Source organism: Streptomyces sp. NPDC055103, from assembly GCF_053607625.1.
In genome coordinates, this window is the sequence record NZ_JBSGTX010000028.1 from 87,781 (window position 1) to 97,080 (window position 9,300).

Here is a 9,300-nt window from a genome sequence, read left to right on the forward strand (position 1 = left end):
CCCCTGGCGGTCTCAGGCCTCCCAGGCGCGCCGCTCCGCCTCGCGCGGCGCCTCGACCAGGGACGGTACGTCCGGCCCGAAGGTCATCACCGGACGCGCCGGGTCCCACGGACGCCAGCCCGGCTCGCCCGTCGTCGCGAAGGCCACCCAGGCCGCGTGCATCGCCGTGGCCAGCTCCTGGGGAGCGTCCGGGCCGGTCAGCGCACGCGTCTCCGGCAGCTCCAGCGTGTCGAAGACGAAGCCGAGTTCGAGCGCGTGACAGGCGCCGAGATCCAGGACGGGGGAGCGCCAGCCGAACTCGTACAGATACGTCCCGGCGGGCGCGCCGGAGCGCAGCCGGGCGTCCGCGAGCTCGTTCAGCGGGATCCGCAGCAGCTTGTCCGTGGCGAGCGCGCCCAGGATCTCACCCGGCTTCTCCAGCGGCCGGCCCGCGCGGTACACCCTGGCCGTACGGGACGGCACCTTCGCCTTGCGGAGCAGGAGCCGCTGGACCCAGGGCCCTACCCGGTCGGTCACCCCGCTCGGCACGAACCACAGCCGGTACTCCTCGGCGGTCGTGCCCATCAGCAGCTCCACCTCCGCCGACGCGCCGTCCACGAGCGCCTCCGCCGGATCGCGCGGCAGGACCTCGCCGTCCACGACGATCTGGAAGGAGTGCCCGCCGGACAGCGGCGAGCCCTTGCCCGTCACCTCGGTCTGCGCCGTGAGCAGCCGCTCCCGGTCCACGCGCGCGAACGCCTCCGCCGTCGCCGGCACCTTGAGCCGCGCGGCCACCGCCTCCGTGGTCCGGCGGGCCGTGGCGAGCGGCTGGGCGATCGGCGCGCCGCTCTGCACCACGGCCCGCCGGAACAGGCCCTTCGCGAGTGGTGAGGCCAGCAGGGCGGCGATCGAGATCGCGCCCGCCGACTCGCCGAACACGGTGACCCGCTCCGGGTCCCCGCCGAAGGCCGCGATGTTCTCCCGCACCCAGGCCAGGGCGGCGATCTGGTCGCGCAGCCCGAGATTGGCGGGCGCGTCGGGGAACACGCCGAACCCCTCGACGCCGAGCCGGTAGTTGACCGAGACGAGGACCACGCCGTCCCGGGCGAAGGCGGTGCCGTCGTAGACGGGGACCGCCGAGGAGCCGTGGATCAGCGACCCGCCGTGGACCCAGACCATCACCGGGCGGCCGACGTCGCGGCGCCCGACCCGCGGGTTGCCGGCGGCTTCGCGGTCCTCGTCCTCGGGCTTCCCGTTCCCGTCCTCCGGCGCGGCCGGCCCCGAAGGACCCCACGGCGCCCACACGTTGAGGTTGAGGCAGTCGTCGCCCTCGACGTCCGGGTCGGGGAGCAGCGCGTCGAGCGGCGGGGCGTACGGACGCTTCGGCGCCGTCGGCCCGAAGGCCGTGGCCTCCCGCACCCCGTCCCAGGGCGCGGCCGGTACCGGCGCGCGGAAGCGCAGCGCCCCGAAGGGGGCCTGCGCGTAGGGGACACCGAGGAAGGCGGCCACGCCGTCCTTCAGGGTGCCGCGCAGCGCCCCGCCCAGGACGAGGGCATCAGGGCCGTCCTGCACCCGCTCCGCAACGTCCGAAGCGTTCTCCGCCATCGATTCAGCCCTTCCTCGGGTCGACGGTGATCACACCGTCCGGGTGAGGGGTCAGCCTGCCGTCCGGAACGCACGGGAGGAAGGCCCCGGTCCCGCCGGCCGGCTCCGGGGGTTTCCCCCGGGGTGAGCCGGTTACGGCGGATACCGCAGTCACAGTGCTACGGCGGCCGCGATGCTTACGGACCCGGCACCAGCGCGCGCTTGAGGACCTTGCCCGTCGGGCCGAGCGGCAGCGCGTCGACGAAACGCACGATCCGGGGGTACTTGTGGCGGCCGAGGCGCTCGCGCGACCACTCCACGAGCTCCTCCTCCGAGAGCGGGGCGGCGCCGTCCCGGCGTACCACCACCGCGCACACCTCCTCGCCCTTCGCCTCGTCGGGGACGCCGATCACCGCGACCTCCGAGACCGACGGGTGGCGCACGAGCACCTCCTCGACCTCGCGCGGGTAGATGTTGAAGCCGCCCCGGATCACCAGGTCCTTCTTCCGGTCCACGATCCGCAGGAAGCCGTCCTCGTCCCGTACGCCCAGGTCGCCCGTACGGAACCAGCCGTCCACGACCGCCGCCGCCGTCGCCTCCGCGTCGTTCAGGTAGCCCGCGAAGACGTTGTGCCCGCGCACCACGACCTCGCCGACCTCGCCGTCCGCGAGCAGCAGGACCTCCCGCTCGACGGCCGCGTCCGCGATCCCCACCTCGACGCCCCACACCGGGTGCCCGACCGTGCCCGGGCGCCGCCCGATGTGCGGCTGGTTGAAGGTCGCGACCGGCGACGTCTCCGTCAGGCCGTACCCCTCCAGGACCCGCGTACGGAACGCCTCCTCGAAGCGCTCCAGGACGGCGACCGGCAGGGCCGCACCGCCCGAGACCGCGGCGCGCAGGGCCGTCGGGCGCCGGTCGGAGACCGCGGCGGCCTCCACGAGCGCGTGGTACATCGTCGGCACCCCCATGAAGACCGTCACGCCCTCGTCGGCCAGCACCTCCAGGGCCGCCGGGCCGCTGAAACGGGGCATCAGCACGAGCGTCGCGCCCTGGCGCAGGGTCCCGTTCATCGCGCAGGTCTGGCCGTAGCTGTGGAACAGCGGCAGACAGCCGAGGACCACGTCGTCCGCGCCGAGGCCGAGGAGGTCCTGCGAGGTCACGGAGGCGTTCATGACGATGTTGAGATGGGTCAGCAGGGCTCCCTTGGGGCGGCCCGTCGTCCCGCTCGTGTAGAGGATCACGGCGACGTCCGAGGGATCGGCCGGCTCCGCCGCGGGCAGCGGCTCGGCCGCCGAGGGCGCCCCCTGGAAGGCGCGCACGCCGGCCGCCCGCGCGGCCTCGTCGGCCACCGCCCACAGCGGTCCGCCGCTCACGACGCCCACCGCGCCGCTGTGCTCCAGGACGTACCGCACCTCGTCGGCGACGAGCAGCGCGTGCACGGGGACGACGGTCACGCCGGCCGCGAGCGCGCCGTAGTACACGCGCAGGAACTCGGTGGTGTTCGGCAGCAGTACGGCCAGCCGGTCGCCCGGCTTCAGGCCCGCGTCCCGCAGCCCCGCGGCGCAGCGCAGCGCCTCCGTCCACAGCTCGCGGTAGGTGAGCCGGGCCGCGCCCTCGACGACCGCGATCCGGTCGGGGAAGTGGCGGGCGGACTCGCCCAGCACACCGGCGACGCTCAGTGACATGACACGCTCCAGAGACGCGGACTTGACAGCGCGTTGACGATCGGGTGACACGGCACAGAATCCGCCGCAGCACCGCCCGGATGCCATGTGCAGGTGCCCACCATGTGCCCTGCCGAGGTGGGCAGAGGCCCCGCTGCCGCGCGCGACCCGTGGCATTCGCCACATCCCGGGGCTACGGTGCGAGCCATGACGCACAGCCCGGCCGCCCCCCGCCCCGGCGGCGAACCCCGCGCGACGGCCGCGCGCCCGGACGCCCAGCGCCCGGCCGCCGTAGACCGGGACGGCACGAACGCCGCACGTCCGGACCGGCTGGACGCCCAGCGCCCGGACTTTCCGCGCCCGGACCGCCCGAACTCCCTCCGCCCGGACCGCCATGACCGGGCGGACACCCCCCGCCCCGCCTTCCCCCGCTCCGGCGGAGCCCACACGCCCCTGGGGTCCGACGCCGGGTCCGGGGTGCTCCGGCGCGCGCTCTCCTCGACGATGCTCTCCGACATCGACCGCCTCACCGACCGGGCCGTCGACGACATCCGCGCCCACTCCGGCACGTACGCGTCCGACGCCCCCGTCACCCGCGACGACCTCTGGGAGATCTGCCGCGACAACCTGCTGCGCGCCCTGGAGGACTTCGGCGGCCTCGCACCGACCGGCGGCGACTTCGAGCGGGCGGCCCGTGAGACCGGCCGCCGCCGCGCCGAGCAGGGCGTCCCCCTCGACACCGTCCTCCAGGCCTACCGCCGCGGCGGCCGGGTCCTCTGGCAGGTCATGGCCGAGCACCTCAGAGCCCGGACCGGCCGCGAGGCCGACAGCCGGGACGTCGAGCTCGACATGGCGGGCGGCGTCTGGGAGACGATCGACCGCTACTCCGTCGCGATGGCCGACGAGTACCGGCTCGCCCAGCTGGAGCTCCAGAGCCGCCAGGACACCCGGCGCGTCGCCCTCTTCGAGGCGCTGCTCGACGGCCGCGCCGACGACCCCGCCGTCGCCTCCGCCGCGGCCGCCGCGCTCGGCGTCCCCGCGTACGACCGGTACGTCGTCGTGGTCGCCGCCCAGGACCCGGCCGCCCCGCCGCACCCGGCGCCCGTCCTGGAGGCCCAGGGGATGTGGTCGTTCTGGCGGCCCCGCTCCGGCCGCTACGCCGGGATCGTCCGGCTGCCCCGTCGCGACACCCCCGCCGGCCGGGCCCCGGCCGGTCCCCGGGGCTCCGCCGACCCGGCCGCGCGCGCCCTCCTCGACGTCCTGCGGGAGCTGACCGGCGCCACCGCCGGGATCTCCCCGGAGTTCGAGCGGCTCTCCCACGCGGGCCGCGCCCTGCGGCTGGCCGAGCAGACCCTCCGCACCCTCCCGGCGGGCAGCGGGGAGGTCGCCGCCTTCGACGACCGGCTCGCTCAGGTGCTCCTCAGCGGGCGCGCCGACATCGCCGAGCGGATCGTCACCGTCCACCTCGGGCCCGTCCTCGCCACCGGCGGGGAGCGGGCCGCGCTCCTCACCACCCTCCGGGTCTGGCTCGACCACGGCTGCTCGGCCGCCCGGGCCGCCGAGCTCCTCTACTGCCACCGCAACACCGTCCTCAACCGCATCGGCCGCATCGCCGAGCTCACCGGCCGCTCCAGCGAGTCCGGCGAGGCCCGCCTCGGCTGGGCCCTCGCGCTGCGCGCGCTGCCGTACGCGGGCCTCGCGGACGCCCCCGAACCGGCCGCCGGGGAGTTCGAGACGGACGGAACGTAGGCTGGCCGGATGCAGGAGCAGTACCGCACCCTCGCCCGCGAGGGTGTCCACGAGACCGAGATCAACCGCTCGCGCTTCCTCTGCGCGCTCGGCCCCGTCGCCGACGAGCGGGAGGCGCAGGAGTTCGTCGCGCGCGTCCGCAAGGAGCACCCCACCGCCACGCACAACTGCTTCGCGTACGTCCTGGGCGCCGACGCCTCCGTGCAGAAGGCGAGCGACGACGGCGAGCCCGGCGGCACGGCGGGCGTCCCGATGCTCCAGATGCTCCTGCGCCGTGAGATGCGTTACGTCGTCGCCGTCGTCACCCGCTACTACGGCGGGGTGAAACTCGGCGCGGGCGGTCTCATCCGCGCCTACGGCGGCGTGGTCGGCGAGGCCCTCGACGAGCTCGGCACGGTGACCCGGCAGCGCTTCCGGCTCGCGACCGTCACCGTCGACCACCAGCGCGCCGGCAAGCTGGAGAATGACCTGCGGGCGACCGGCCGAGCCGTCCGGGGCGTGCGGTACACCGAGGCCGTCACGATCGAGATCGGCCTCCCCGACAGCGACGTCCCCGCCTTCCGGGCCTGGCTCGCCGACAGCACCGCGGGCACGGCCCTCCTCGACCTGGGCGGGGAGGCGTACGGCGAGGCCTGAGCGCGCCCGCCCCCGGACACGCACCCGTTCCCCGTCACCGCCCGCCGCCGGACGGAATCGCGTACGGCCCTCTCCACACCCCGCGCCGGGATAGCGTGGAGGGCGCACACGACAGGGAACCGGCGGCGAGGAGCGGCACACATGCGGGGTGGGACGGCATCGTGAGGCTCCTGCACACCTCGGACTGGCACCTCGGCCGGTCCTTCCACCGCGTCGCGCTCCTCGAAGCCCAGGCCGCGTTCCTCGACCACCTCGTCGCGACCGTCCACGCGCACCAGGTGGACGCCGTCCTCGTCGCCGGGGACGTCTACGACCGGGCCGTACCGCCGCTGCCCGCCGTCGAGCTCTTCGACACGGCCCTGCACCGCCTCGCCGAGGCCGGGGTGCCGACCGTCATGATCTCCGGCAACCACGACTCGGCCCGCCGTCTCGGCGTCGGCGCGGGGCTCATCGAGCGGGCCGGCATCCACCTCCGTACCGACCCGGCCGGCATCGGCACCCCCGTCGTCCTCACCGACGCCCACGGCGACGTCGCCCTCTACGGTCTGCCGTACCTCGAACCGGCCCTCGTGCGCGAACAGCTCGGCGCCGCCAAGGGCGGCCACGAGGCCGTGCTCGCCGCCGCCATGGACCGGGTCCGCGCCGACCTCGCGGGCCGGCCCGCAGGCATCCGCTCCGTCGTCCTCGCCCACGCCTTCGTGGCGGGCGGCGCGCCCAGCGACAGCGAGCGGGACATCACCGTCGGCGGCGTCGCCGCCGTCCCCGCGGGCGTCTTCGACGGCGTCGACTACGTCGCCCTCGGCCACCTCCACGGCAGCCAGACCCTCACCCCGCGCGTCCGCTACTCCGGTTCCCCGCTCGCGTACTCCTTCTCCGAGGCCGACCACCGCAAGACGATGTGGCTCATCGACCTGGGCCCCGGCGGTGCCGACGGCGCCGTCCGCACCGCCGAGCGGATCGACTGCCCCGTCCCGCGCCCCCTCGCCCGGATCCGGGGGCGCCTCGACGACCTCCTCGCCGACCCCGCGCTCGCGCCCCACGAGCAGTCCTGGGTCGAGGCCACCCTCACCGACCCCGTACGTCCCACCGAGCCCATGGCCCGGCTCGCCGAGCGCTTCCCGCACACCCTGAACCTCGTCTTCGACCCCGAGCGGACCGGCGACGACCTCGACGCCTCCTACGCCCAGCGCCTCCGGGACCGGACCGACCAGCAGATCGCGGAGGACTTCGTGGCCCACGTACGCGGCGGCGCGGGGCTCGACGGACCAGAGCGGACGGTGCTGTACGGCGCCTTCGACGATGTACGGGTCGACTCGGCCGAGCGTGAGGTGGGACGGTGAGGCTGCACCGCCTGGAGATCACCGCGTTCGGGCCCTTCGGCACCACGCAGACGGTCGACTTCGACACCCTCTCCTCCGCCGGGCTCTTCCTCCTCCACGGACCGACCGGCGCCGGGAAGACCTCCGTCCTCGACGCCGTCTGCTTCGCGCTGTACGGCAGCGTGCCCGGCGTCCGCCAGAGCCCCGGCACCTCCCTGCGCAGCGACCACGCCACCGTCGGCACGTCCACCGAGGTCCTCCTCGAACTGACCGTGGGGGAGCGGCGCCTGGAGATCACCCGCCGCCCCGCCCAGCAGCGGCCCAAGAAGCGCGGCGCGCCCGGCTTCACCACCGAGAAGGCCCAGACCTGGCTGCGCGAGTACGACCCCGCCACCGGCGAGTGGGCCGGACTCAGCCGCTCCCACCAGGAGATCGGCGAGGAGATCACCCAGCTCGTCGGCATGAGCCGCGAGCAGTTCTGCCAGGTCGTCCTCCTCCCGCAGGGCGACTTCGCGAAGTTCCTGCGCGCCGATGCCGAGGCCCGCGGCAAGCTCCTCGGCCGCCTCTTCGACACCCGCCGCTTCGCCGCCGTCGAGGAACGCCTCGCAGACCTCCGGCGCGCCGCTGAGCAGCAGGTACGGGACGGGGACGAGCGGCTCCTCGCGCTCGCCCACCGCATGACGCAGGCCGCCGGCGGCCTCGACGCCGCCCGCACCCCCGTCGAGGGACGCCCCGGCGACCCCGGCCTCGCCGAGTCCGTCCTGGGGTGGGCCGCCGTCGCGCGCACCGAGGCCCGCGAGGCCGTCGACATCGCCGGCGTACGGTTCGCCGCCGCCGAGCACGGACAGGCCGCCGCCCGCACGGCCCTCGACGCCGAGAAGGAGCTCGCCGACCGCCAGGCCCGGCACGCCGACGCGCTCAGGCGCCGCGAACTGCTCATCGCCCGCGAGCCCGAGCGCGACCAGTACCAGACCGCCCTCGACCGGTCCCTCAAAGCCGAGCGCGTCGCGCCCGCGCTGGACCTGCGCGAGGAGGCCGAGCGCGCGCACGCCACCGCCCACGCGGCGCGTGCCCGCTCCCGCGCCCAGCTGCCCCCCGACCTCGCCGACCAGGGCGCCGAGCACCTCTCCGCCCTCGAACACCGGCTGCGCGGGGAGCTCGGCGGCCTCGACGCGGCCCGCCGCGCGGAGCGCCGCGCCGCCGCTCTCGCCGAGGAGCGCGGCGCGCTCGCGCGCGAGGCACGCGCCGACGAGGACGCCCTCCAGGACGCGGCCCACTGGCTCGCCGACTGGGAACCGCGCCGCACCGCCCTCGCCGAACGCGTCGAGGCCGCGACGGACGCCGCGGCCCGCGCCGAGCACCTCGCCGGCCGCCTGGAGCCCGCCCGCCGCCGCCTCGCAGCGGCCCGCCGCCGCGACGCCCTTGAGCGGGACGTCGCGACCGCCGAGGCGCGGTTCACGGACGCCCGCGAGCACCGGAACACCGCCCACGAGGCCTGGCTGGACGTCAAGTCCCGCCGTCTGCGGGGGATCGCCGCCGAACTCGCCGCCACGCTCACCGAGGGCGACGCCTGCCAGGTCTGCGGCTCCACCGCCCACCCCGCCCCCGCCCGCACCACCGCCGACCACGTCGACCGCGCCACGGAGGACGCCGCCTACGCGGCCTACACCCGGGCCGACGCGTCCCGTACCGCCGCCGAACGCGATCTCGCCGTCACCCGGGAGGCCTGGACCGCGGCCCGCGCGGAGGTCCTGCCGGCAGCCGACGCATCCGGAGCCACGGCCACCGCCACGACAACGGCCATGGCCGCGACCACGCCCACAACTACGCCCGCACCCGCCGGAGACCCCGCCCGCGACCCCGCCGTCGACGAACTCGATCGGGAAGTCGAGGAGTTGACCCGGCTGCATGCCCAGGCGCACGCGCTCGCCGGGCAGACGCACGCCGCCCGGGAGGCGCTCGCGCGGGCCGAGCGGGAGTACGAGGAGCGGGTCGCCGCGCAGCGGGAGGCCGAGCGGCGGGTCGCCGCGCGCACCTCGCGCCGCGAAGCCCTGGAGGGCGAGCAGGCCACGCTCGACGAGGAACTCGTCCGCGGACGCGGCGCGTTCGGCAGCGTGGCCGAGCACGCCACGCGCCTGGAGCGGAAGATCGCCGTCCTGGTCGAGGCCGCCGCGACCGTGCGCTCCGCCGAGCTGGCCGCCCAGCAGCTCAAGGAGGCCGACGACCGCCTCGCCGACGCCGCCTACCGCGCGGGCTTCGCCACCCCGGCCGAGGCCCGCGGCGCCCTCGTCGGCGAGGCCGAACGCCGCGCCCTCCAGCAGCGCGTGGACGCCTGGCAAGCCGAGGCCGCCGCCGTCGCGGACCGGCTC

Annotated in this window: 6 protein-coding genes; 4 read left to right on the forward strand and 2 right to left on the reverse strand. The window is 76.0% G+C overall.

From position 1 onward, the window contains the following. Nucleotides 1-12 precede the first annotated feature (12 nt). Complete coding sequence (locus tag ACWFR1_RS19520) at nt 13-1,584, reverse strand: carboxylesterase/lipase family protein (RefSeq protein WP_453552729.1); 1,572 nt, start codon at nt 1,582-1,584, stop codon at nt 13-15. Between the two features lie 176 nt (nt 1,585-1,760). Next, the gene (locus tag ACWFR1_RS19525; RefSeq protein WP_453552731.1) at nt 1,761-3,248 is read right to left on the reverse strand and encodes a long-chain-fatty-acid--CoA ligase; all 1,488 of its coding nucleotides are present in this window, start codon (nt 3,246-3,248) and stop codon (nt 1,761-1,763) included. Nucleotides 3,249-3,434: 186 nt separating this feature from the next. On the opposite strand from ACWFR1_RS19525, the gene ACWFR1_RS19530 reads away from it, so the two are divergent. From ACWFR1_RS19530 to ACWFR1_RS19545, 4 genes are all read left to right on the forward strand, one after another. Next, entirely contained in the window at nt 3,435-4,976 is a 1,542-nt protein-coding gene (locus ACWFR1_RS19530; RefSeq protein WP_453552733.1) for a PucR family transcriptional regulator, read from the forward strand. A 9-nt stretch (nt 4,977-4,985) separates the two neighbouring features. Continuing rightward, a complete protein-coding gene (locus tag ACWFR1_RS19535; RefSeq protein ID WP_453552735.1) occupies nt 4,986-5,612 on the forward strand; it encodes a YigZ family protein in 627 nt (208 codons plus the stop codon). A gap of 161 nt (nt 5,613-5,773) precedes the next feature. Next, nucleotides 5,774-6,952 (forward strand): exonuclease SbcCD subunit D, encoded by a 1,179-nt coding sequence (locus ACWFR1_RS19540; protein WP_453552737.1) that lies wholly within the window; start codon nt 5,774-5,776, stop codon nt 6,950-6,952. Continuing rightward, on the forward strand, nt 6,949-9,300 hold a 2,352-nt coding region (locus ACWFR1_RS19545; RefSeq protein ID WP_453552739.1), incomplete at its 3' end, for an AAA family ATPase. The genes ACWFR1_RS19540 and ACWFR1_RS19545, both read left to right, overlap by 4 nt.